The organism is Thermodesulfovibrio aggregans (genome assembly GCF_001514535.1).
GTDB lineage: Bacteria > Nitrospirota > Thermodesulfovibrionia > Thermodesulfovibrionales > Thermodesulfovibrionaceae > Thermodesulfovibrio > Thermodesulfovibrio aggregans.
Genome location: NZ_BCNO01000003.1, coordinates 97,480 through 119,028, shown reverse-complemented (window position 1 = coordinate 119,028; position 21,549 = coordinate 97,480). Strand labels below are relative to the sequence as shown.

Sequence of the window (21,549 nt, the reverse complement as noted above, 5' to 3'; positions counted from 1 at the left end):
ATTATAGAACGGGAGGTAGGCATGGACTTTTTATTATCTATTTTTCCAATTCTCGTTGTTTTAATAGGTATGCTTGTTTTTTATCGTTCAGGAAGTTTCGTTTCTGTGATAGGATGGATTCTTGCAGTAATTGTAGCAGTTTACTACTTTAAAACTCCATTGAATGTCGTATTAGGAGCTACATTAACAGGAGTTATTAAAGCATTTGGTATCTCGCTCGCTGTTGTTTTTACGATGTTTTTGATATTTTTAATGAGAGAAACAGGAGCATTAAAGAAAATTATTGAGTATGTAAAAGGAATTGCAAGTAATAAAGAAGAGCAAACTCTTTTTATCGGAATGGGATTTGGTTCATTAAGTACATCTCTTGGTATGGTAACTCCTGCGATGTTTCCACCAATTTTTCTATTGCTGGGTTTTTCTCCCATTGCAGCCATTGGTGTAAGCATACTCTGTTATGATCCTCTTACTTCGTTCGCTCTATTTACGATTCCTTTAACACTGCCTTCAAAAGTAGCAATGGCATTTGGTATCAAGCCTCCAGGCATTGATTCTCTTAATGAATTTATATGGGATTATACTTTTAAAGTAACAGTTCTTTTACCTGTTATATCCATAATTTTTGCCTTTTTAATGTTAAAAGTTGTGGGTGGTAAAGAAGCTATAAAGAAAAACTGGAAAGCAGCCCTTATTTCAGGACTTGTTCTATCAGGTTCTGCTTTAGTAATCGCTGGATTCAGAATTCTTCCCGTAGAGATAATAGGAATTATATCAGGATTATTAACAATGATAACAGTTTATTTTATTTATAAAAAACATAACAATAAAGCAACAATCCCTTTTAATAAAGAAATTTTTAAAGCCTGCCTGCCTTTTATTTTGCTTGTAATAATATCTCTCATCGTAAATATTCCATCAATAAAAATGAATCTGGAAAACATGCTTGGACAAACAGAAGTAATCAGAGTTATTGCCGATAAAAAAGAAGACCTTAACATTCTTGGAAATGTCTGGTTCTGGATTATGGTTGTTTCCTTTATTTCAATATTTATACTAAAGCCAACAGGCAAACAACTAAAAAATGTTTTCAAACTCTGGATAACAAGAATCTGGGGACCATTTCTTGCATACTCTCTCTTCTTTGCTGTTGCATTTATTATGGCATGGTCTGCAATGGAGGTTGTAAATGGAAAACTTGTTCCATCCCAGTATTTTGCTCAGTACAACATGGACAGAATTATCGGAATAACTCTTGCTAATGTTTTCGGACCTGCCTATCCATTTATTGCCCCATTTCTTGGTTTGTTTGGAGCATTTGTTGGTGGAAGTGAGACAGCATCAAATGTTCTTTTTGCAAAAATTCAATGGGAAGCAACTCTTTCAACAGTTGGAGCAAATGCCTTTATGTGGATCTATGCAGCCCATGCAGTTGGTGGCGGAATAGCTTCTGCAATAACTCCTTCCAAGATTACAAATGCTGCTGCTACAATTGGTGTTGGAGGAAAAGAGGAAGCACAGTTTATAAAAGCCGTTTTAGTTCCTGTTTTACTCATGTGTGCTATAACAGGTTTGATGGTTATGATAATTGTTTATTTATAGCAAAATAAATTATCATTAATGGATGAAGGTAAAGCTAAAGAGAGTTTTTCAATGCCAGAGTTGCGGATATATATCACCCAAATGGACTGGCCGATGTCCTGACTGTGGTGCCTGGAATAGCTTTGTTGAGGAAACTGTAGAGGAAACAAAGGCTGAAAAAAAAGTTTTATCAGAAATCGTTCAACCTGTCTCCATAAGTTTAATTGAAGTTACTTTATCAGATAGGTTTTCAACTGGAATTGCTGAGCTTGACAGGGTTCTTGGTGGTGGAGTTGTCAAAGGCTCTCTTATTCTTATTGGAGGAGACCCTGGAATTGGAAAATCAACATTGCTACTGCAAACATCTTATAATCTATCAATAAATTATGGTAAGGTCCTTTATGTTTCAGGGGAAGAATCTCTAACTCAAATAAAGTTAAGAGCGGAAAGACTTGGAATAGCTTCAGATGAAATTTTACTTCTAAGTGAAACTCTTGTTGAGAGAATTCTTGAATGTGCAAAGGAGATTCAGCCAGTCGTATTAATTGTTGATTCAATTCAAACAGTCTATACAGAAGAGGCAGTTTCAGCACCAGGCTCTGTAACTCAAATTAGAGAGACTGCTACAAAGCTTATGAATTTTGCAAAGACAACTGGAACTGCCGTTTTTCTTATAGGTCATGTAACAAAAGAAGGAGCAATTGCAGGACCCCGTGTGCTTGAGCATCTTGTTGATACAGTTCTTTATTTTGAAGGCGATAGAGGGTATGCATACAGAATCTTAAGAAGCGTAAAAAATCGTTTTGGACCTACAAATGAAATAGGCGTATTTGAGATGACTTCTCAGGGGCTTACAGAGGTTGAGAATCCTTCCTTAATTTTTCTCTCTGAGCATGGAGCCTCTAGTGGCTCAGCTATTACAGCAACCATTGAAGGAACAAGGGCGATTCTAACTGAGATACAGGCACTTGTTGCGCCCACCCAATTTGGTATGCCAAGAAGAAACTTTATTGGAGTTGATTATAATAGGGTAAATCTTTTGATTGCTGTGCTTGAGAAGCGAGGCAGAGTAAATCTCGCAGGTGCAGATATATTTGTAAATGTTGTGGGAGGACTTAAAATTACAGAACCTGCTTCAGATTTAGCTGTAATTTCAGCAATAGTTTCCTCATTTAGAGATATACCTTTACCAGAGAGAACTGTAATTTTTGGTGAAGTCGGATTAAGTGGTGAAGTACGTGCTATCAGCCAGCCTGAATTAAGACTGAAAGAAGCATACCGAATAGGTATGAATCAGGCAATTATTCCTAAAGGTAATTTTGAAAGGATTAAGGAAAACTATAACTTAAACATAAAAGGAGTGAGCTCAATAAATGAACTTCTTGAGATTATTTGCAGTTAGTTTGTTTATTTTTCTTATTTACGGTTGTGCAGAAAAAAGAGTTGAAGTTATAAAAGAGTTTTATGCTGAAGATGTGCAGGATTTCATAAGGAAAATGCAAAACTATCAGGGTATAGAAGGTTCTCTGGTTATTGATTATGAAAGCAAAGGAAAACAGCTTAATGGTGATGCTTTCCTTAAAATTAACAAAGATGAAACACTTCTTCGTGTTTACTACATGGGCTTTCCTGTTGGTGAGGTTTACCAAAAGGATGAGGAAGTCTCATCAAATTTATTAATTGAAAATGACAGGGCAAAGCAAATTTTAACTGGTATAAGAAAAGGCTTTATGTGGTGGATTGGTGAGTTTGAGATTAAAGAAGAGGGAGAAAAATTTATTTTAAAAGAAAAGAGTGATGAAAGAACAGTTTTTTTGGATAAAAATGGATTCATGCCATTAAGCCAGTCTTTTGTTTTTGAAAATCAGAAAATTTTAATAATTTATGATGATTTTAAAAAAATTCAAGCTGACGACAGAACTTCTCTTTTAATGCCTTCTAAAATTGTTGTTTACTACAAGGACAGAACTTTAAAAATTAGTATAGAGAAATTAAAACTTCTAAATGGGTAAAAAACTCGGGCAACATTTTTTAAGAAATCCTGAAATTCTTCAACGAATTATTAAAGCATCAGAAATAACCTTCCATGATAGAGTTGTTGAAATTGGAGCAGGGATGGGAGACTTAACAGAGTTCTTGATTCAGCATGCAAAAGAGGTTATAGCAATTGAGATTGATCCTGCTCTTTTTAAAATTTTAAAGGAGAGATTTGCTCAAAGGGAAAATTTAAAACTCATAAATCAAAATGCGTTGAAGTTCCATTACGAAGAAATTGGAAACTTCAAAGTAGTGGCAAATATCCCCTATTACATTACAAAGCCTATAATTTTTAGGTTAATTGAAGCTCAGAATCTTGTTTCAATGACTTTAACGATTCAGAAAGAGGTTGCTCAAAGAATTGTTGCAAAGCCAGGTTCAAAAGAATACTCTGCTCTGAGTATTATTGTTCAATACTGGACAGTACCTGAAATAAAGTTTTATATTCCTCCGAAATTTTTCAGTCCTCCACCAGAGGTTGAATCGGCAGTGATAAAGATGGACAGAAGACTCCATCCAGCTGTAAAAGTAGCTGATGAAAAAATGTTTTTTAAAATTGTTAAATCAGCCTTTGGTCAGCGAAGAAAAATGATAGCCAACTCTTTAAAATCAGTTATTGATGAGCCTAAAGAATTTTTAACTAAAATCGGCATAAATCCCATGAAAAGAGCAGAAGAACTTTCAATAGAGGATTTTGCTTATATTACTAATGAACTTTGCAAATTTTGCAAAAATTAATGCAAATTTTGCATAACTAAAGACAATATTTATCAACCATTCCCTATAAAATCTAATAAAATCAATATATTTCAGTTCTGGCATATAAATTGATATTTAAGTAAATAAAAAACAGAAAAGGAGGTGAAGGAGGATGAAGAAAACATTTATAATAGCTCTGGTTGCTCTTTTTGCAGTTGCTTTGATTGGTGCAACATCTTATGCATGGAAAGGTGCAGGACCTGGTTATGGTGGATACGGTTACAACTGTCCTGGTTATGGTAGTGTTGACCCTGAAAAAGCTCAAAAATTTTACACTGACACAGCCTCACTCAGACAGAAGATGCTTCAGATAAGAGGAGAGCTTGCACAGCTTTATGCACAGCCCAATCCAGACTGGAATGCAATCACAAAGAAAGAACAGGAACTGACACAACTTAGAGTAGAAATGCAGAAAAAGGCACAGGAATACGGCTTTGGATATGGTCATGGATTTGGCAGAATGCACGGCTTTGGAAATTGTGGAAGATGCTGGTAAAATAAGAGGGGCTTTGCCTCTCTTATTAATTTTATTTAAGGAGGTATGAGAAATGAAAAAGTTTTTAACAGTGTTTACATTGATAGCTGCATTAACAGTATTTGCCGGTGTTTCTTTTGCTCAGAAAGGAATGGGTCCACAGTATCCGATAGGAGTTGATCCAGCCAAGGCACAGCAGTACTGTAAAGAAGTTCAGCCACTTTACCAGAAAGATCTACAACTGAGAGGTGAACTTCTTACCCTGTGGGCACAACCAAATCCAGACTGGAATGCTATTAAACAGAAAGAACAGGAAAGAGCAAACTTAAGAGTTGAAATGCACAAGAAGGCTTATGAAATGGGGCTTCCCTATGCTCCGGGTGGTAAAAAAGGATTAAACATCAGAAGAATCTGTGGATGGTAAAAATTAAGGGGGCTCAAGCCCCCTTCTTAAGGATTAAAATGATGAAATGGAGTGTATTCATAATGATTTTTTTAATAACCCTGACTACTTCTTCATGGTCTCAAGAATTTGAGGAAAGTTATGACCCAAACACAGAAATTGCCATTAAGGGAAAAATTGCTGAAGTTATCCAGAGAAACCATGGACCTGTAGTTATTGGCATTGTAAAGAATGACAGAATTTATCATGTTATTACAGCGCCTGGATGGTATATTGAACAGGAAAAAATAAATTTAAATATGGGAGATGAAGTAGTAGTCCATGGTTCAAAGTTTTTTTCAAAAAAAGGAGAACTTTTCTTAATTGCAAGGGCAATTCACAATATATCAACAGGTAAAATTTACTTGTTTCGTGATGAAAACATGAAGCCCCGCTGGAGAGGAGGAAGACAGCACCGAAAAAAATATTGGAACTCTATTATTCAATAGCCACTTTTTCGGCAGCTTCGACCATTCCTGCGCTTTCTTCTTTGCCAATAAGTCTATCCATATCAAGAAGTATAATAAGTCTGTCTTCAAGTTTTGCAATCCCCCAAATAAATTCTGAGCTCACAGAATAGGTCATTGGAGGTGGTGGTTCTACTATATCAGTGGATATTCTTAAAACTTCAGAAACAGAGTCCACTATAAGTCCAATAGTAATACCCTGAATATCCATAATCATAATTCTCTGTTTTGAAGTTTCCTCTTCCTCGGGAAGACCGAATTTTTTTCTAAGACTAACCACGGGAATTACTTTTCCACGGAGATTTATGACTCCTTCAACATAGTATGGAGCATTGGGAACTCTTGTTATTTCCTTCATTCTATTTATTTCTTGAACCTTAAGAATGTCAACTGCGTACTCCTCTCCACCAAGAGTAAATGTAACAAGTTGAAGAATTTTTGAATCTTTACCTGTTTTTTTCTCACTTACTACCAATGCTGTATCCATCTTGTCCCCCTAAAATCTTAAATTATAATGAAGTGTAACCTATTTTTCAGGAACAATTCAATTATGTCCATATTCTTGACTAAACTAATTTTGCAAAGCATAATAGAACAGTGAAGACTTTAATGCTTTCCAAGATTATTGCTACTGTTTTTTTTATTGGATATTTTCCTGTTGCACCAGGCACAATGGCTTCTGCATTTGTAATTACTTTTTTATTGATTTTTAAACCTGACAATATGATTTTATTGGCAATACTCATAGTTGCTTTGTTTGTAGGAATAGTTTCTTCAGAAATGTTGGCAAAACATTATAAAGTTAAAGACCCTAACTGGATAGTTATAGATGAGTTTGTAGGTTGTCTTACAGCAGTCATTTTTCTTCCAATGGACTGGAAAATTTTGCTTGCAGGATTTTTGATTTTTAGATTTTTTGATATAATCAAACCTCCTCCGATAAGGCAGGCTGAAAGAATTGGCGGTGGATTAGGTATTATGATTGATGATTTGTTGGCAGGATTCATAAGCAATCTTTTAATAAGAATCTTTCTTCTGGTATGATATTTTATGCGTCTTTTTTTAGCAATAGAACTTCCAATGGAAGTTAGAGAGTTTCTTGCAGAACTTACCAAATTTCAACTACCAATGGAAGGAATCAATGTTGTTCAGAAAGAAAACTTTCATATTACATTAAAATTTCTTGGTGAGGTTGAGGAAAAAGTTATACCCCATTTAATCAATGTATTAAGAGTTGTTGCAGGTGAGTTTTCTAATTTTAAAATAAAAACTACACATCCTGGAGTTTTTCCAGACAGAGTCAAACCAAGGGTTATATGGATAGGGACAGAAAATTCAGATACACTCAAGCTATTAGCAAAAAGGATTGATGAGGAACTTTCCTGCCTTGGTTTTCAAAGAGAAGAAAGAGAGTTTAAGCCTCATATAACTTTAGCAAGAGTAAAGAATCAAAGGAATGGAAAGTACTTTTTTGAAAAAATTTCGAAAAAATTCTCTGACCATCCCAGATATTTTGAGTTTCAGGTTAAAGAGTTTGCTTTAATGAAAAGCACATTAACTCCAAAAGGCTCAATTTATTCGGTTCTTGAGATGTTTCCTTTGCTTAAATAAATTAATGGTATAATAAATAAAAGCTTTAAGAGGTGTTTTATGAATAAGGAAAAATTAAAAGCATTGGAAGTAGCCATATCCCAGATTGAGAGGAATTTTGGCAAAGGCGCTATAATGCGTCTTGGAACAAAAGCACAGGCAGAAGGAATAAGTGTAATTCCAACAGGTTCAATTTCTTTAGATATAGCAACCGGTGTAGGAGGATATCCCCGTGGAAGAGTAATAGAAATATTTGGTCCCGAATCATCAGGGAAAACAACTCTTGCTCTTCATGCCATTGCAGAAGCTCAGAAACTTGGTGGTATTGCAGCTTTTATAGATGCAGAGCATGCTCTTGATGTTAATTATGCTTCAAAATTGGGAGTTGATGTTGAGAATTTACTAATAAGCCAGCCTGACACAGGTGAGCAGGCTTTAGAGGTGACAGAAACACTTGTAAGAAGCGGAGCTGTAGATATCATTGTAATTGATTCAGTGGCTGCACTTGTTCCAAAAGCAGAAATAGAGGGAGAAATGGGAGACAGTCTTCCAGGTCTTCAGGCAAGGCTTATGAGTCAGGCATTGAGAAAGCTCACTGCAGCTATATCAAAGTCGCATACAGTTGTGATATTTATAAATCAACTGAGGCAGAAAATTGGTGTAATGTTCGGAAATCCCGAGACAACACCTGGAGGAACAGCACTTAAGTTTTATGCTTCAATGAGATTAGACATAAGAAAAACAGATGTATTGAAGGAAGGACAGGAAACAACAGGTGGTAGAGTAAGGGTAAAGATTGTAAAAAATAAGGTGGCACCCCCATTTAAAGAGGCTCACTTTGACATCTACTTTAATGAGGGAATATCAAAAACCGGTGAGATTCTTGATCTTGCTGTAGAAAAGGGAATTATAGAAAAATCGGGTGCGTGGTATAACTACAACGGAACGAGATTTGCTCAAGGAAGAGAGAATGCTAAAGAGTATCTAAAAACTCATCCGGAGATTTTTAATGAAATTTACTCCAAGGTTCTGGATGCCTATGGATTGAAACCAAAGGTCATGGAAGGTGAAAAAGCAGAACAGTGAAACACTGAAATATGCATTAATGTTAATCACTAAAAAAGATAGAACAGAGGCTGAGTTAAGAAATAGACTTCATAGAAAAGGATTTTCGGACACAGAGATTGATGAAGTAGTTAAATATCTAAAGCAAAATGGATTCATAGATGACACTAAATTTATCCAGAAGGCGGAAAAACTCGCAGAAGATAGATTTCTTGGAACTATGGGGTTAAAAAACTATCTTGTAAGAAAGGGTATTGACAAAGAATTGATTGAGAGTATTCCTCAAATAGATGAACTCGCCATAGCTAAAAAACTGATTCAGAGAAAACTTCATTTAATTAAAAATAACTCATTTAACAAAAAAAAGGCTAAAATAGCAGGATATCTTCTCAGAAGAGGCTTTTCATGGGAGACTGTAAATAAATGTATAAATGACAGTTTAGGAGACATTGAGTCTCCTGAGGATAAAATTTTCAGGGAGGATTGAGCATGAGAATTATAATCACCTTAATTATTGTATTATTTATTTTTGGATGTGCCTCTCAGGGCGTCAGATATACTTATGATGAGATTAAAAATTATCCACCAGATATTCAGGAGAAAATTGCAAAGGGAGAAATAGCACTTGGAATGACAAAGGAACAGGTAAGACTGTCATGGGGTAATCCTTCCTCTGTAAGGGTTCTTACTCCTGAGAAAGGAAAGCCAAGAGAGGAATGGATTTATTCCTCATCTTTAGGACTCTTGAAATCAAGGCTTATTTTTGTTGATGGTAAGCTTACTTATATAATTAGCAATGAACAGAGAATAATAAGTGAGGAGTAATAGATGAAGAGTTCTGAAATAAGGAGTCTCTTTCTGGATTACTTTGTCAACAACGGTCATGAACTTGTGAAAAGTTCTCCGCTGATTCCTAAGGACGATCCTTCATTGTTATTTACAAATGCAGGAATGGTTCAATTTAAAAAAGTTTTCCTCGGAGAAGAACAAAGGCCTTACAGTAGAGCTACAACCTGTCAGAAATGTATGCGTGCAGGTGGAAAGCACAGTGACCTTGAAAATGTTGGATTCACTGCAAGACATCATACTTTTTTTGAGATGCTCGGTAATTTCTCCTTCGGTGATTACTTTAAGAGAGAGGCAATATTTTTTGCCTGGAAACTTTTAACAGAACACTTCAAACTTCCAAAGGAAAAACTCTGGGTTTCAGTTTACAGAGAAGATGATGAGGCTGCTCATATCTGGGAAAAAGAAATTGGAATTCCAACGGAAAGAATAGTTAGGCTTGGTGAAAAGGATAACTTCTGGCAGATGGGAGACACTGGTCCTTGCGGACCCTGTTCAGAGATAATAATTGATCAAGGGCAAGATTTTGGATGTGGTAGAGCAGATTGCTCTGTTGGATGTGACTGTGATAGATTTCTTGAGCTCTGGAATCTTGTTTTTATGCAATACAACAAAGATGAAGATGGAACTCTGACTCCTCTGCCAAAACCAAGCATTGATACAGGTATGGGATTGGAGAGAATTACAGCAGTTTTGCAAGGGAAGAAAACAAATTTTGACACAGATCTCTTTGAGCCGATTATTTCAAAGATTTGTTCAGTACTAAATGTTAACTATGGTAAAGAAAGAAAAACAGATATATCAATAAAAGTTATTGCAGATCACATAAGAGCTTCCACATTTTTGATAGCTGAAGGACTTATCCCATCAAATGAAGGAAGAGGCTATGTTTTAAGAAGAATCATAAGAAGGGCACTAAGACATATTAAGCTACTTGAGTATGATGGTGTTACTTTTTATAGATTTGTTGAGCCTGTTAGTGAAACCTTAGGGGCAGTATATCCTGAAATTGTCTCTGAAAGAAAAAGAATTGAAAAAGTCATAAAAATAGAAGAAGAGAGATTTATCAAAACTCTTGAGAGAGCTCAGCAGATCTTTGATGAAGCTGTTAACAATATTAAGAAATCAGGTTCAAATGTCTTTCCCGGAGAAGAGATTTTTAGACTATATGATACCTTTGGTTTACCGATTGATTTGATAAGAGAAATGGTAAGGGACTCTGAGTTGGAACTTGATGAGATAGGTTTTCACCGTGAGCTTAATAAACAGCGTGAGCGTGCCAGGGCAGCCTTAAAAGCTCAGGAAGTAGGAATGGATGAAGTATATAGAGAGTTAGAGCTTGCTCCAGAAAAATTTAGATTCACAGGTTATACTGACTACGAAGTACAAACAACTATTTATGCAATTGTAAAAGATAAAAAAATTGTTAAAACACTCGAAAAAGACGAAGAGGGAGAGATTTTTATCTATGAAACTCCTTTTTATGCTGAATCTGGTGGACAGATAGGAGACACAGGAATAATAATTTCAAATTCAGGTAAAGCAGAGGTCTTTGATACAAAAAAAATAGCAGGAGTTCATTGTCATAAAGTAAGAGTAATTGAAGGAAACTTAAAAGAAGGTGACAGTGTTTTTGCGAAAATTGACATAGAAAGAAGAAAAGCAATTGCAAGAAATCATACAGCCACTCATCTTCTGCATAGTGCTTTAAGAGCTGTTCTTGGAGAACATGTAAAACAGGCTGGCAGTCTTGTTGCACCTGACAGACTTCGTTTTGACTTTACACATTTTGAAGCTTTAACTGAAGATGAGATACGGGAAATTGAGACCATTGTTAACGAAAAAATAGTTGAAAATCTGCCTGTTACAGTAGAGATAAAATCCCTTGATGAGGCACTAAATGAGGGAGTTATAGCTCTCTTTGAAGATAAGTATGAAGATACTGTAAGAGTTGTAAAAATTCTTGGATTCAGTAAAGAACTCTGTGGCGGTACTCACTGCAGAGCTACCGGTGAGATCGGAAGTTTCTATATTACCTCAGAAGGCTCTGTTGCATCGGGAATAAGAAGAGTAGAAGCTCTCACAGGCATGTATGCCTTTGAGTATGCCAACAGACAAAGGGAGCAGATAAGAGAGATTTCTCAGATTCTTAAATCAGCAGACCCGGTTAAAGCAGTAGAAAAAGTCATCAATGAATTAAAACTAAAGCAACAGGAAGTTGAAACACTGAAGGAAAAACTTTTCAGCCTCAGTATTGATGATTATATTAAGCAGGCTAAAGAGATAGATGGAGTTAAAGCTCTGGCAGTAAAACTTGAAGGTGTTGATATTAAATCTTTAAGAATAATTTCAGACAAAATCAGAGAGAAACTACATCCAGCAGTTATTTTACTTGCCTCAAAAACTGATGGACAGGGAGTTTTAGTTCTTTCAGTTACAAAAGATGCTACAAATACATATGATGCTGGAAAACTTTTAAAAGAGATAACTCAGGCTGTTGGGGGCAAAGGTGGAGGAAGAGCTGATTCTGCTCAGGGTGGATGCCCTGATGGTGAAAGCATTGATAAAGCAGTCGAGATATTTTATCAACTTATAAAAAAGTGATAAGGAGGAGTAAGGAATGGCATTGCAGGATATATTCAAAAACATGATCTTTGCCTGTCTGGGGATGCAAGAAGTACTTAAGGATTTTCTTAATGATCTTGTAAAGAGAGGGAAGATGAGTGAATCTGAGGCAGCAAAAATAGTTAATGAATTTATTTCTAAATCTGAAGAGGCAAAAGAAAGCTTTAAGGAAAACTTTAAAGAGATGATTGAGAAAGCAATTCAGGGAATGAATCTGGCAACAAGACAGGATCTTGAAAATCTAAAATCTACAATAAATGAGATGAATCTGAGGATTTCCAAGATTGAAGAGAAATTAAAAGAATAGACGAACACATAAGATGGATCTGGAAAAAGTCAATCTTTTGAGAAATATTCCGTCAGTTGACAGGATTTTAAAGAATGAAAAGATAAAAGCCCTTATTACTGAATACTCATACTCTCAGGTTCGTGAATCCGTAAGGAAAGTTCTTGATAGATTAAGATTGAAACTTTTAAATGAAAAGTTTTCAGTTATTGATGAAGAAAGTATTGTTGAAGAGATAAAAAGGCAGATAAGCAAAAGATACTCTCTTAAACCTGTCATAAACGCAACAGGAGTGGTGATTCATACCAATCTTGGTAGAGCAATACTTCCAGAGGAAGCAATAAGACATATGGTCGAGATTGCTCAAAGTTACTCAAATCTTGAGTATGACCTTGAAAAAGGTAAAAGAGGAAAGAGATATACCCACATTGTTGAGGCAGTTAAAAGAATCGTGAATGTAGAGTCAGCTATTGTAGTAAACAACAATGCTGCTGCTGTTTTTCTCACTCTTAATACACTTGCTCATGGAAAAGAGGTGATAGTCTCGCGCGGTGAACTTGTTGAGATAGGTGGCTCTTTTAGAATTCCTGATGTTATGGCTCAATCAGGTGCGATTTTAAAGGAAGTTGGAACAACAAACAAAACTCGCTTAAGTGATTATGAAAATGCAATAACTGAAAACACCGCACTTCTTATGAAGGTTCATAGGTCAAATTTTAAAATCATTGGATTTACAGAAGAGGTCTCAATAAGACGGTTATGCGAACTCGGAAAAAACAAAGGCATTCCAGTAATGGTTGACCTTGGTAGCGGATGTTTCATTGATTTAAAAAAGTATGGATTTTATGAAGAACCTTCAGTTCAGGAAGTAATAAATGAAGGTCCAGATATTGTTACTTTTAGTGGAGATAAACTTCTTGGAGGAACTCAGGCTGGATTTATAATCGGTAAATCTATGTTCGTTGAAAAAATATCAAAAAATCCTCTAATGCGTGCTTTAAGAGTTGACAAACTCACTCTTTCAGCTCTTGAGGCAACTTTAATGCTTTATCTTGATGAAAAAGAAGCTATTGAAAAAATTCCCACTCTTCGCATGATTCTTGAACCTCCAGAAAAAATCAGAAAAAGGGCAGTTAGAATAATGAAAATGCTTAAAAACAAAGGGATTGAGGCAAATTTGAAAGAGGATTTATCAATGCCAGGAGGAGGTTCTCTTCCTGAAGCAGGAGTTAAAACCTATGTTGTAGCAATCAAGACAGCTCAACCAGAAGAATTGGCAAAAAGGCTGAGATACACTCAACCTCCAGTCATTGGAAGAATAAAGGATGACTCTTTTGTTCTTGATGCAAGAACAATTCAGGAAAGAGAGATACCTCTGCTTGGAAAGGCTTTAGAACAGGTTTTTTTTAGTTCTGAGTATTAGAACTATGAATATTAGACAGCAGTATCAGGAGTTAGAGAGCAAAGTTCTCCATCCAAAAGCCTGTTTAAGCTCTCAAACAAAGGGAAGACTTAGACCTGAACAGGAAGATGATATAAGAACTCCTTTTCAGCGTGACAGAGATAGAATAATTCACAGCAAGGCTTTTCGCAGATTAAAGCATAAAACCCAAGTTTTCTTTTCTCCTCAGGGTGATCACTACAGAACCCGACTAACACATGTACTTGAAGTTTCTCAAATATCAAGAACAATTGCAAGGGCATTAGGACTGAATGAAGACCTTACAGAAGCTATAGCCCTTGGACATGATCTTGGACATACTCCTTTTGGGCATGCTGGCGAGGCAATACTGAGACAACTTCATCCAGGAGGTTTTGAGCACTATGAGCAGAGTTTAAGAGTGGTTGATGTTCTTGAGAAAAATGGAGAAGGACTTAATCTCACATTTGAAGTGAGAGATGGAATACTCAAGCATTCAAAGGGTAAGGGAAAAATCTTAAGTGATGAGCCAACTACTCTTGAAGGTCAGATTGTAAGAATAGGAGATATAATTGCCTATCTCAATCATGATATTGATGATGCATTGAGAGCAGGAATTATAAAAAAAAGGGACATTCCAGAGAAGTTTTTAAAGTTTTTTGGAGAAAGACACTCAACACGAATTGATAGAATGGTGAGAGATGTGATTTTTACCACAATAAGAGAAGACTATACAAGAATTTCCATGTCTTCAGAGATGGAAGAAATGGTTTATGAGTTTAGAGATTTTCTCTTCGAAAAAGTTTATTACAATGAGCGAGTTATACAGGAGTCTGAGAAGGCAAAAAAAATACTTGAGAATCTTTACAATTACTATCTTGAAAATCCTCATATAATTGATGCTCAAGGACTTTCAGAACAGGAACTTCACAGAAAAATATGTGATTTTATTGCAGGAATGACAGACAGATACGCACTTTATACTTTTGAAAAAATATTCATACCAAAAAGCTGGGCAGTACCATGATTGAAGGAGTTGGAGTTGATATTGTTTCAGTAGAAAGAATAAGAAAAATTTATGAAAAATTTGGAGAAAAATTTTTAAATAGGATTTTCACTGAGGAAGAAATATCCTATAGTTTCAGCCATTCAAATCCTTTCCCTCATCTGGCAGCTCGTTTTGCTGTAAAAGAAGCAGTGATTAAAGCACTTAAAAAACCTTCAGGTTTGAGCCTTAAACAAATTGAATTAAAAAATAACTCCGACGGCTCACCGGAGATAAAAATAAATGGAGTGAATAAAAGAATTCTTGTATCCCTCTCCCATGAAAAAAACTACACTGTAGCAATGGTTATTGTAGAAAATATCCTGTGACGAAAGTAAGGGATGTAGATTTTATTTGACAGTTTTTGTTTTACAAGGTAATATTTGTTATAGAAAAATTCAGGGGAGGACAGAATGTTTTACCTTATTGCTTTGCTTATTGTTTTATTAATAATTGCATGGTTAATCTTAATCTACAATCGCTTAGTTAAGCTACGTATTCTGACTGAACAAGCATGGGCTGATGTTGATGTACAGCTAAAAAGAAGACATGACCTTATTCCAAATCTTGTAGAGACTGTAAAAGGCTATGCCTCGCACGAGAGAAAGACTCTTGAAGAAGTTGTAAAATTAAGAAATGTTGCCACATCAGCAACTTCACCTCAAGAAAAAATAGAAGCAGAAAACATGCTCACAAGAGCACTTAGACAGTTATTTGCTTTAGCAGAAAACTATCCTGATCTTAAGGCAAGTGCTAATTTCCAAAAACTTCAAGATGAGCTTGCCCGCATTGAGGAGACAATAAGTCAGGCAAGAAGATATTTTAATGCAGTAGTAAGAGATTATAATACGGCAATTTCAGTATTCCCCAATAATTTAATTGCAGGACCTTTAGGATTTTCTCCCAAGATATTCTTTGAGACAGAGGAAGAGCAAAGAGCTGTACCTCAGGTAAAGTTTTGAGGTAAAGTTGTGAGAAAGAATATTTTTTTGTGCCTATTTGTTTTTTTCCTTTTCATTTCAAATGGCTATTGCTGGTTAATAAATAACTATGATGTAGATATAAAAGTCGAGACCAATGGAGACCTTAAAATCACCGAAAGAATAACCGTTGATTTTGCTTATGAAAATAAACATGGTATATACAGGGATATTCCTATAGATTTTATTGATCCAAGTGGTAAAAAGCATAAAATTGAAATTAAGGAAATTTCAGTTACTGATGAGAGATTCAATCCTTATGTAATTAATATTTCTAGTTGGGGTAATAATCTCAGAATTCGGATAGGTGATCCGAAAACTTATGTAAGTGGTATACAGAATTATGTTATTCGTTATAAAGTAAAATATGCCCTTTACAGTCTTGGCAACATTGACGAGTTATACTGGAATTCAATTGGAACAGGATGGGCAGTTCCAATTAAATCAGGAATTACAACAGTTTATCTTCCCTTTGATAATCCCTCTCTTCAATATGCCTGCTATACTGGTGCCTTTGGCAGTATAGGGAAGGACTGTAGAGTCAGGAAAGAGGGAAATCAACTAACTTTTATTCTTACAAGATCTCTTTCTCCCCATGAAGGAATGACCATAGCTGTTGGCTGGCCTGCTGGTCTTATACCAATACAGACAGGTCCTCCATGGTGGAAAAATCCATGGATTTATGTGGCTGTTTATATTCCATCACTTTTTATATTTTTATATTGGCTATGGTATAGAAAAGGTAGAGATGTTGGAGGAAGAGGAGTAGTACAGGTTCAGTATGAGCCGCCTGAGGATATGACTCCTCTTGAGGCAGGTACTTTAATTGATGAAAAAACAGATACACGAGATATTGTAGCAGAGATTATAGATCTGGCAAGAAGAGGTTATATAAAAATCACAGAAACTGAAGAGAAAGGATTTCTTTTGGGTAAGAGAAGGGATTATATTTTTGAAAAGATTAAGGATTTAGATAGTGAGATACAGTCAAAAGATTTTGACCTTAAAATTCTTAATGCCATTTTTGAAGGAAGAAAGATGCGTAAACTATCTGAGCTTAAAAAGAAGTTTTACAGATTCATACCTGGAATTACAAAATCAGCTTTTTCAAGTTTAACAAGGAAGGGATTTTTTACAGAAAATCCAATGAGCGTTAAAAATAAATATGCCCTATTTGCTATCATCGTATTCATCTTAACAATCTTTCTCAGCATTGCTTTTGGTGCATCGCAAGTTACTCCTCCCTTTCCTCTTTTGGTCTCAGGTATAGTTACTGCCATTTCTCTTTTTATAGTAGGTCAATTCATGCCAAGAAAGACTTCTAAAGGAACTCAAATGAAGGAATATCTTAAAGGTTATGAGGAGTTTATAAGTAGAGTTGAGAAAAGTGTTATAGAAAAGCTTTTCCCACCTGAAAAAATACCTGAGGTTTTTGAGAGAAACCTTCCCTTTGCAATTGCCTTTGGAGAAGCTGAAAAATGGGCAACTGCCTTTGAAGGATTATTTACAGAGCCACCAAATTGGTATTATGGTAAAGGAAGCTTTTCCCCTTCTTCTTTTGCTTATGCTATTAATACCTTTACAAGTGAAGCAACTCAAATACTTTCCTCTGCGCCTCGGTCTTCAGGAAGTGGTAGCGGAGGTGGAGGATTTTCTGGAGGTGGTGGAGGAGGTGGGGGTGGTGGATCATGGTAAGTTTAATAAGAAGTCATTATAACTTTACTGAAAAGCTAAAATTCTGCTAAATTAAATAATGCATGAGATGAAAAAAGGAGGCGAGGAGACTAAAGATGGATAGAATTCCAATGACACCTGAAGGATACGAAAAACTGAAAGAAGAGCTTGATAGACTTATAAAAGTTGAGCGCCCTGCAATAATAAAGGCAATTGCAGAAGCAAGGGCTCATGGAGATTTATCAGAAAATGCAGAATATCATGCAGCAAGGGAAAAGCAATCATTTATTGAAGGAAGAATTCAGGAACTTCAGGCAAAGCTTTCCCGTGCTTATGTGATTGATCCAGCAAAAATAAATCAGGATAAAGTTGCTTTCGGTGCAAAGGTAAGAGTTGTTGACATTGATACAGGAGAAGAAAAAGAGTTTCATCTTGTTGGTCCTGAAGAGGCAGATGTAAAAAATGGAAAAATTTCAATTACTTCGCCAGTAGGAAAAGCTCTTATAGGTAAAGAAGTTGGTGATCAGGTCACAATAAAAGCTCCTGCAAGAGTAATTAACTACGAAATCATATCAATAAGCTTTGAATAAGCTATTTAGGGCAAAAATAATTAAAAACGAACAACTAACAAAGGATATCTATTTACTTTGCGTTGAATCTCCTGATGAGATTCAATCAAAACCAGGACAGTTTTGCCTTTTAAAGCTAAATCAAAGACTTGATCCTCTGCTTTCAAGACCTTTTAGCATATTTGACCATGTTTCAGGTGAAATAAAGTTTTTGTACAGGGTAAAAGGGAAGGGAACAAGGATTCTCAGCACCTTTAAAAAAGACGACTACATAACTTTGTCAGGTCCTTTTGGAAGATGGTATCCCTTTCCCCAAGGTGATTTTATAGTGATTGCAGGCGGTATTGGTCTTGCTTCAGTCTATTATCTTATGAAAAGATTTCCAAAGAGAGCCTATCTCTTTTATGGAGTGAGAGAAGAAAGGGAGATACTCTTTTACGATGAATTGAGAGAAATTACAAAAGAAATGTACATATCGACTGAAATGGAATGCCCATACACTTACAAGGGTATTGTTACAGAGTTAGTTAAAGAAAAATGTAAAAATCTATCCTTACCTATCTATGCTTGCGGACCTATGGTAATGCTTAAGGAACTTAAAAAAGTGGTAAAAGAATCTCAGGTGTGCTATGTAGCTACAGAGGAGAGAATGGCTTGCGGAGTAGGAGCTTGCCTTGGCTGTGTAATAGAGACAAAAGAGGGGTTTAAAAGAGTCTGCACTGATGGACCTGTTTTTGATATTAGGGAACTTCTGTTATGATACCTTCTTTAGAAGTTAAAATAGGAAATCTTACATTTAAAAATCCTGTACTGACAGCTTCTGGCACTTTTGGATATGGTCTTGAGTATTCACAATTTGTTGATCTTAATCTTTTAGGTGGAGTTGTTGTCAAAGGGCTTTCATTAAGACCGAAGCAGGGTAATCCTCCACCAAGAATTTATGAAACTGCATGTGGAATGATAAATTCAATAGGGCTTCAGAACATTGGTTTTGAAGCTTTTAAGAATGAAAAACTCCCATTTCTCAGAAAGTATAAAACAAACATAATAGTTAACTTTTTCGGTGAAAATCTTGATGAATATATTGAGATAGCCTATTTACTTGATTCTTTAGAAGATGTTCATGCTCTCGAGATGAATGTATCATGTCCTAATAAAACAACTGAATGGAGAAAAATGGGATTAGAGCCAGAACTTCTTAGAAAGGCAGTGAAAGAGGTTAGGGCAGTCACTAAAAAGACTTTAATAGTTAAACTTTCTCCACAGGTTACGGATATTGCCTTAATGGCAAAGATTTGCGAAGATGAAGGAGCAGATGCTGTCTCTCTTATTAATACGATTCCTGCGATGGTTATTGACATAAAAACCCGTAAAAGCATGTTAGGAACTCCTACTGGAGGTCTATCAGGTCCTGCAATAAAGCCTATAGCATTAAGAGCAGTTTGGGAAACCGTACAGGCTGTAAAAATTCCTGTCATTGGAATAGGAGGTATTGTAAGTGCAGAGGATGCTTTACAGTTTTTAATCGTCGGAGCAAAAGCTATCCAGATTGGAACAGCTAACTTTATAAATCCGAGGGCAACAGTTGAGATAATTGAAGGAATTAAACAGTTTTTGATTGAAGAAAACATAAAAGATATAAATGAACTCATCGGAAGTTTCATCCAGTAAAATAATTACAATTTTAACAGACTTCGGTCTAAAAGACTCTTTTGTTGCTCAGATGAAGGGAGTTATTCTAAGTATTAATCCAGATGCAAAGATAGTTGATATTACACACGAAATTGAACCTCAGGCAGTTGAGGATGCCGCATTTGTTCTGAATGAGAGTTTTAAATACTTTCCTAAAGGAAGTATACATGTAGCAGTTGTTGATCCAGAAGTTGGTTCTCAGAGAAGAGCTCTAATAGTTAAATCTCAGGGACACTACTTTGTTGCACCAGACAATGGTATTTTAAGCTATGTGCTTAAAGAGCCCTTTGATGCTGTTTCCATTGAAAATAAAAGATATTTTATAGCAAAAACTTCAACTTTTCAGGGAAGAGATGTTTTTGCACCTGTATCTGCATGGCTTTCAAAAGGTATTGGTTTAAGCGAATTTGGAAGTCCAGTTAAAGATATTAAACTATGCAAAACTCTTTATGAGATTAAGGAACTCAGTGACAGAATCATTGGCAAGATAATCTATATTGATAGATTCGGAAATGCAATAACAAATATCAGACCGAAAGACAAAAAGGTAAGAGAGGTTAAAGTAAAGGATATGACACTTCCAATAGTAAGTTTTTATTCTCAATCTCCTTATAAGCCTGCAGCAGTGATAAACAGTGATGGATTTATTGAGATATTTATTTACATGGGGAATGCAGTTAACGCTTTAAAATTAGAGAAAAATCAAACAGTGGAGGTTTTTTTAGATGGATGAAGTTGTAAAGGGATTAATAAAGGATGAGCATGTTTTTGTTGTGGCAACAGTATGCACAGAAACAGTTGAGTATGCGAGAAAAATTCATGATACCTGGCCTACTGCAACTGCTGCCATGGGAAGAGTTATTGCTGGAAGTCTTCTTCTTGCATCAACACTGAAAGATAGGCAAAGAGTAATGATTCAGATAAAGGGGGAAGGACCTCTTAAAGAGGTTGTAGCTGAAGCAGATTTTCTATATAGAGTTCGTGCATATGTAAAAAGACCTCATATTTACATGGGATTGAAGAATGAGAAAATTGATGTTGGAAGAGCAATTGGTAAAGGCTTTCTAAATGTAATTAGAGATCTTGGTTTAAAGGAGTATTATCAAAGTAGTGTGGAACTTCAAACAGGCGAAATTGCTAAGGATCTTGCCTATTATCTCAATGTTTCTGAACAGATTCCTTCAGCAGTATCTCTCGGAGTTTATGTGGACACAGACAACTCAGTTAAAGCTGCCGGTGGATTCATGATTCAGACAATGCCAGATACAAAGCCTGAGATAATTGATTTCCTGGAAAGAAAGCTTTCTACTGTTCAACCGGCATCATCAATGATACTTCAGGGAATGGATTGCCTTAAAATACTTGAAGAAGTTGTAGGACTTCCAATAGAAGTTCTCCATAGAGGTTCAGTTTCATACTTTTGTCCATGTTCAAAAGAAAGAGTCATAAATGCAATTATTACTCTCGGTAAAGAGGAAATTCAAAAAATGATTGAAGAAGGTGAAACAGTTGAGGTTGAATGTTACTTCTGCAAGAAAAAATATAATGTAACAGTTGATGAATTACAGATTCTATTCAGGGAGATCTGAGTTTCAGCTTAAAGTTATAGTCAGCATATTTGTCTTTTTTCTTGATAAAAAGCCACTCATCAGCTTTTCCTTTAAGTTTCAGTAAAACAAAATTTCCCTTTAAGATTTCACCTTCCATAAAAATCTCCCACTGTCCCTCTTCAAGAGAGCCTTTTACTGTGGTGTAGTTTCCCTTATCCCAGATATATACCTCTCCTGCACCATACTGTCCTTCAGGTATGATACCCTCAAAATTGCCGTACTCAAGCGCATGATCTTCGACTTGAATTGCAAGACGTTTGTCCTGTGGATTCATCGAAGGACCTTTAGGAATTGCCCATGATTTAAGAACTCCATCTTTTTCAAGTCTTAGATCAAAATGAAGTCTTTTTGCATGATGTTCATGAACAACAAAATATGGCATAGGACCT

The 21,549-nt window shown here is 35.7% G+C and carries 26 protein-coding genes; 24 read left to right on the top strand and 2 right to left on the bottom strand.

Translation table 11 applies throughout. The features are described from left to right. Positions 1–21: 21 nt before the first annotated feature. The 7 genes from TAGGR_RS09200 (at position 22) to TAGGR_RS09170 (ending at position 5,740) form a co-directional block, all read left to right on the top strand. Positions 22–1,599 (top strand): L-lactate permease, encoded by a 1,578-nt coding sequence (locus TAGGR_RS09200; RefSeq protein WP_059177070.1) that lies wholly within the window; start codon positions 22–24, stop codon positions 1,597–1,599. Positions 1,600–1,621: 22 nt separating this feature from the next. Further along, positions 1,622–2,980 (top strand): DNA repair protein RadA, encoded by a 1,359-nt coding sequence (gene radA / locus TAGGR_RS09195; RefSeq protein WP_059177069.1) that lies wholly within the window; start codon positions 1,622–1,624, stop codon positions 2,978–2,980. After that, complete coding sequence (locus TAGGR_RS09190; RefSeq protein WP_059177068.1) at positions 2,952–3,590, top strand: hypothetical protein; 639 nt, start codon at positions 2,952–2,954, stop codon at positions 3,588–3,590. The genes radA and TAGGR_RS09190 overlap by 29 nt, the downstream gene beginning before the upstream one ends. Continuing rightward, positions 3,583–4,353 carry a 16S rRNA (adenine(1518)-N(6)/adenine(1519)-N(6))-dimethyltransferase RsmA gene (gene rsmA, locus TAGGR_RS09185; protein ID WP_059177067.1) on the top strand — a complete coding sequence of 257 codons (771 nt, stop codon included), beginning with the start codon at positions 3,583–3,585 and terminating at the stop codon, positions 4,351–4,353. Before TAGGR_RS09190 ends, rsmA begins: the two co-directional genes overlap by 8 nt. A 133-nt stretch (positions 4,354–4,486) precedes the next feature. Next, a complete protein-coding gene (locus tag TAGGR_RS09180) occupies positions 4,487–4,870 on the top strand; it encodes a hypothetical protein (protein WP_059177066.1) in 384 nt (127 codons plus the stop codon). Between the two features lie 52 nt (positions 4,871–4,922). Continuing rightward, complete coding sequence (locus TAGGR_RS09175) at positions 4,923–5,273, top strand: Spy/CpxP family protein refolding chaperone (protein ID WP_059177065.1); 351 nt, start codon at positions 4,923–4,925, stop codon at positions 5,271–5,273. A 41-nt stretch (positions 5,274–5,314) separates the two neighbouring features. Next, positions 5,315–5,740: a MamS/MamX family magnetosome protein gene (locus TAGGR_RS09170; RefSeq protein WP_161936215.1), complete on the top strand. Its 426-nt coding sequence runs from the start codon at positions 5,315–5,317 to the stop codon at positions 5,738–5,740. On the opposite strand, the gene TAGGR_RS09165 is transcribed toward TAGGR_RS09170, so the two are convergent. Beyond that, positions 5,730–6,245: a chemotaxis protein CheW gene (locus TAGGR_RS09165; RefSeq protein WP_059177063.1), complete on the bottom strand. Its 516-nt coding sequence runs from the start codon at positions 6,243–6,245 to the stop codon at positions 5,730–5,732. The genes TAGGR_RS09170 and TAGGR_RS09165 overlap by 11 nt on opposite strands. Before the next feature lie 122 nt (positions 6,246–6,367). On the opposite strand from TAGGR_RS09165, the gene TAGGR_RS09160 reads away from it, so the two are divergent. The 17 genes from TAGGR_RS09160 to hslO all read left to right on the top strand — a co-directional run bounded on the left by TAGGR_RS09160 (position 6,368) and on the right by hslO (position 21,139). Then, the gene (locus tag TAGGR_RS09160) at positions 6,368–6,802 is read left to right on the top strand and encodes a phosphatidylglycerophosphatase A family protein (protein WP_059177062.1); all 435 of its coding nucleotides are present in this window, start codon (positions 6,368–6,370) and stop codon (positions 6,800–6,802) included. A 6-nt stretch (positions 6,803–6,808) separates the two neighbouring features. Then, positions 6,809–7,369, top strand: a complete 561-nt coding sequence (gene thpR / locus TAGGR_RS09155; protein ID WP_059177061.1) for an RNA 2',3'-cyclic phosphodiesterase — start codon at positions 6,809–6,811, stop codon at positions 7,367–7,369. 39 nt (positions 7,370–7,408) lie between these two features. Beyond that, entirely contained in the window at positions 7,409–8,434 is a 1,026-nt protein-coding gene (recA, locus tag TAGGR_RS09150; RefSeq protein WP_059177060.1) for a recombinase RecA, read from the top strand. Next, positions 8,415–8,900 carry a regulatory protein RecX gene (locus TAGGR_RS09145; RefSeq protein ID WP_059177059.1) on the top strand — a complete coding sequence of 162 codons (486 nt, stop codon included), beginning with the start codon at positions 8,415–8,417 and terminating at the stop codon, positions 8,898–8,900. The genes recA and TAGGR_RS09145 overlap by 20 nt, the downstream gene beginning before the upstream one ends. 2 nt (positions 8,901–8,902) lie before the next feature. Next, on the top strand, positions 8,903–9,238 hold the full coding sequence (locus TAGGR_RS09140; RefSeq protein WP_059177058.1) for a hypothetical protein: 336 nt from the start codon (positions 8,903–8,905) through the stop codon (positions 9,236–9,238). Positions 9,239–9,241: 3 nt separating this feature from the next. Next, complete coding sequence (gene alaS / locus TAGGR_RS09135; protein ID WP_059177057.1) at positions 9,242–11,863, top strand: alanine--tRNA ligase; 2,622 nt, start codon at positions 9,242–9,244, stop codon at positions 11,861–11,863. 16 nt (positions 11,864–11,879) lie between these two features. Next, positions 11,880–12,191, top strand: a complete 312-nt coding sequence (locus TAGGR_RS09130) for a phasin family protein (protein WP_059177056.1) — start codon at positions 11,880–11,882, stop codon at positions 12,189–12,191. 19 nt (positions 12,192–12,210) lie between these two features. After that, positions 12,211–13,593 carry an L-seryl-tRNA(Sec) selenium transferase gene (gene selA / locus TAGGR_RS09125; protein ID WP_059177261.1) on the top strand — a complete coding sequence of 461 codons (1,383 nt, stop codon included), beginning with the start codon at positions 12,211–12,213 and terminating at the stop codon, positions 13,591–13,593. Between the two features lie 4 nt (positions 13,594–13,597). Continuing rightward, a complete protein-coding gene (locus tag TAGGR_RS09120) occupies positions 13,598–14,617 on the top strand; it encodes a deoxyguanosinetriphosphate triphosphohydrolase (RefSeq protein ID WP_059177055.1) in 1,020 nt (339 codons plus the stop codon). Next, positions 14,614–14,964, top strand: coding sequence for a holo-ACP synthase (acpS, locus tag TAGGR_RS09115; RefSeq protein WP_059177054.1), 351 nt, complete (start codon positions 14,614–14,616; stop codon positions 14,962–14,964). Before TAGGR_RS09120 ends, acpS begins: the two co-directional genes overlap by 4 nt. Before the next feature lie 84 nt (positions 14,965–15,048). Next, on the top strand, positions 15,049–15,597 hold the full coding sequence (locus TAGGR_RS09110) for a LemA family protein (RefSeq protein WP_059177053.1): 549 nt from the start codon (positions 15,049–15,051) through the stop codon (positions 15,595–15,597). A gap of 9 nt (positions 15,598–15,606) precedes the next feature. After that, positions 15,607–17,310 carry a DUF2207 domain-containing protein gene (locus TAGGR_RS09105; protein WP_059177052.1) on the top strand — a complete coding sequence of 568 codons (1,704 nt, stop codon included), beginning with the start codon at positions 15,607–15,609 and terminating at the stop codon, positions 17,308–17,310. 95 nt (positions 17,311–17,405) lie between these two features. Beyond that, positions 17,406–17,879, top strand: coding sequence for a transcription elongation factor GreA (gene greA, locus TAGGR_RS09100; protein ID WP_059177051.1), 474 nt, complete (start codon positions 17,406–17,408; stop codon positions 17,877–17,879). After that, positions 17,872–18,618, top strand: a complete 747-nt coding sequence (locus TAGGR_RS09095; protein ID WP_059177050.1) for a dihydroorotate dehydrogenase electron transfer subunit — start codon at positions 17,872–17,874, stop codon at positions 18,616–18,618. The genes greA and TAGGR_RS09095 overlap by 8 nt, the downstream gene beginning before the upstream one ends. Beyond that, on the top strand, positions 18,615–19,529 hold the full coding sequence (locus tag TAGGR_RS09090; protein WP_059177049.1) for a dihydroorotate dehydrogenase: 915 nt from the start codon (positions 18,615–18,617) through the stop codon (positions 19,527–19,529). The genes TAGGR_RS09095 and TAGGR_RS09090 overlap by 4 nt, the downstream gene beginning before the upstream one ends. Then, on the top strand, positions 19,501–20,283 hold the full coding sequence (locus tag TAGGR_RS09085) for an SAM hydrolase/SAM-dependent halogenase family protein (RefSeq protein ID WP_059177048.1): 783 nt from the start codon (positions 19,501–19,503) through the stop codon (positions 20,281–20,283). The genes TAGGR_RS09090 and TAGGR_RS09085 overlap by 29 nt, the downstream gene beginning before the upstream one ends. Beyond that, complete coding sequence (gene hslO, locus TAGGR_RS09080) at positions 20,276–21,139, top strand: Hsp33 family molecular chaperone HslO (RefSeq protein ID WP_059177047.1); 864 nt, start codon at positions 20,276–20,278, stop codon at positions 21,137–21,139. The genes TAGGR_RS09085 and hslO overlap by 8 nt, the downstream gene beginning before the upstream one ends. On the opposite strand, the gene TAGGR_RS09075 is transcribed toward hslO, so the two are convergent. Next, positions 21,126–21,542 (bottom strand): DNA polymerase ligase N-terminal domain-containing protein, encoded by a 417-nt coding sequence (locus TAGGR_RS09075; RefSeq protein ID WP_059177046.1) that lies wholly within the window; start codon positions 21,540–21,542, stop codon positions 21,126–21,128. The two genes, hslO and TAGGR_RS09075, sit on opposite strands and share 14 nt — an antisense overlap. Positions 21,543–21,549: the final 7 nt, after the last annotated feature.

Coding starts and splice junctions, on each gene's coding strand:
- TAGGR_RS09200 (WP_059177070.1), top strand. CDS start 22: ATGGACTTTTTATTATCTATTTTTCCAATTCTCGTTGTTTTAATAGGT.
- radA (WP_059177069.1), top strand. CDS start 1,622: ATGAAGGTAAAGCTAAAGAGAGTTTTTCAATGCCAGAGTTGCGGATAT.
- TAGGR_RS09190 (WP_059177068.1), top strand. CDS start 2,952: ATGAACTTCTTGAGATTATTTGCAGTTAGTTTGTTTATTTTTCTTATT.
- rsmA (WP_059177067.1), top strand. CDS start 3,583: ATGGGTAAAAAACTCGGGCAACATTTTTTAAGAAATCCTGAAATTCTT.
- TAGGR_RS09180 (WP_059177066.1), top strand. CDS start 4,487: ATGAAGAAAACATTTATAATAGCTCTGGTTGCTCTTTTTGCAGTTGCT.
- TAGGR_RS09175 (WP_059177065.1), top strand. CDS start 4,923: ATGAAAAAGTTTTTAACAGTGTTTACATTGATAGCTGCATTAACAGTA.
- TAGGR_RS09170 (WP_161936215.1), top strand. CDS start 5,315: ATGAAATGGAGTGTATTCATAATGATTTTTTTAATAACCCTGACTACT.
- TAGGR_RS09165 (WP_059177063.1), bottom strand. CDS start 6,245: ATGGATACAGCATTGGTAGTAAGTGAGAAAAAAACAGGTAAAGATTCA.
- TAGGR_RS09160 (WP_059177062.1), top strand. CDS start 6,368: ATGCTTTCCAAGATTATTGCTACTGTTTTTTTTATTGGATATTTTCCT.
- thpR (WP_059177061.1), top strand. CDS start 6,809: ATGCGTCTTTTTTTAGCAATAGAACTTCCAATGGAAGTTAGAGAGTTT.
- recA (WP_059177060.1), top strand. CDS start 7,409: ATGAATAAGGAAAAATTAAAAGCATTGGAAGTAGCCATATCCCAGATT.
- TAGGR_RS09140 (WP_059177058.1), top strand. CDS start 8,903: ATGAGAATTATAATCACCTTAATTATTGTATTATTTATTTTTGGATGT.
- alaS (WP_059177057.1), top strand. CDS start 9,242: ATGAAGAGTTCTGAAATAAGGAGTCTCTTTCTGGATTACTTTGTCAAC.
- TAGGR_RS09130 (WP_059177056.1), top strand. CDS start 11,880: ATGGCATTGCAGGATATATTCAAAAACATGATCTTTGCCTGTCTGGGG.
- TAGGR_RS09120 (WP_059177055.1), top strand. CDS start 13,598: ATGAATATTAGACAGCAGTATCAGGAGTTAGAGAGCAAAGTTCTCCAT.
- acpS (WP_059177054.1), top strand. CDS start 14,614: ATGATTGAAGGAGTTGGAGTTGATATTGTTTCAGTAGAAAGAATAAGA.
- TAGGR_RS09110 (WP_059177053.1), top strand. CDS start 15,049: ATGTTTTACCTTATTGCTTTGCTTATTGTTTTATTAATAATTGCATGG.
- greA (WP_059177051.1), top strand. CDS start 17,406: ATGGATAGAATTCCAATGACACCTGAAGGATACGAAAAACTGAAAGAA.
- TAGGR_RS09090 (WP_059177049.1), top strand. CDS start 18,615: ATGATACCTTCTTTAGAAGTTAAAATAGGAAATCTTACATTTAAAAAT.
- TAGGR_RS09085 (WP_059177048.1), top strand. CDS start 19,501: ATGAACTCATCGGAAGTTTCATCCAGTAAAATAATTACAATTTTAACA.
- hslO (WP_059177047.1), top strand. CDS start 20,276: ATGGATGAAGTTGTAAAGGGATTAATAAAGGATGAGCATGTTTTTGTT.
- TAGGR_RS09075 (WP_059177046.1), bottom strand. CDS start 21,542: ATGCCATATTTTGTTGTTCATGAACATCATGCAAAAAGACTTCATTTT.